Source organism: Bradyrhizobium sp. Kon58, from assembly GCF_055807455.1.
In genome coordinates this window covers 1-566 of record NZ_JBVVOT010000113.1, presented here as the reverse complement: position 1 = coordinate 566, position 566 = coordinate 1, and the positions used below count along the sequence as shown (strand labels likewise).

Sequence of the window (566 nt, the reverse complement as noted above, 5' to 3'; positions counted from 1 at the left end):
GTGGTGGTACTCCTAGACCTTTTGGAGGCATTGAGGTCTTCGAAACCCTTGAACGCTATGAAATGGAGATTCCTACTCTAGTAGTGACATCGTATCCAGTATTCAGCGAGGGATCGAAAAGCTTGGGGCTAACAGAGCTATCAAAACAGCTGAAAAAGGACTTCCCTAACACCTTTTTAGATACCGTATATTTTGATTCAGCATTCTCTGACTGGGAGCTTCGCATCGAATCTAATCTTAGATCAATTTTAGAGAAAAAAAATGCCTCTTGACATACTTTTGCTAGAAGACGACCCGGCAAAAAAAGGGAAACTCCTTGCCCTGCTCAAAGATAAAGGTCTATTTGGGCGTCTGGACGTTGCTACCCGAGGTCAAGGTGCGCAGCGCCGCAGACTATTGGCCTTGGGCCAAGCGCCGCAGCCTGGCCCGTCTGCTCAGCCCGAGGACCATCGGCAAGGCCCTGGGCGAGAGGCTGTTTCCCAAGGCAGGGCAGTCCGACCTGCGCCGCAGGATGGCCGAACGCTGGGCGAGCAATGACCAACGTGCTTATCGCGCCAGCTTCGACG

Annotated in this window: 2 protein-coding genes; both read left to right on the top strand. The window is 51.9% G+C overall.

From position 1 onward, the window contains the following. Nucleotides 1–272 (top strand): hypothetical protein (locus AC0L20_RS39700; protein ID WP_473295619.1); only part of this gene is annotated, 272 nt, incomplete at its 5' end. Nucleotides 273–316: 44 nt separating this feature from the next. Beyond that, nucleotides 317–566, top strand: a 250-nt coding sequence (locus AC0L20_RS39695) for a hypothetical protein (RefSeq protein ID WP_473295618.1), incomplete at its 3' end; no start/stop codon positions are given.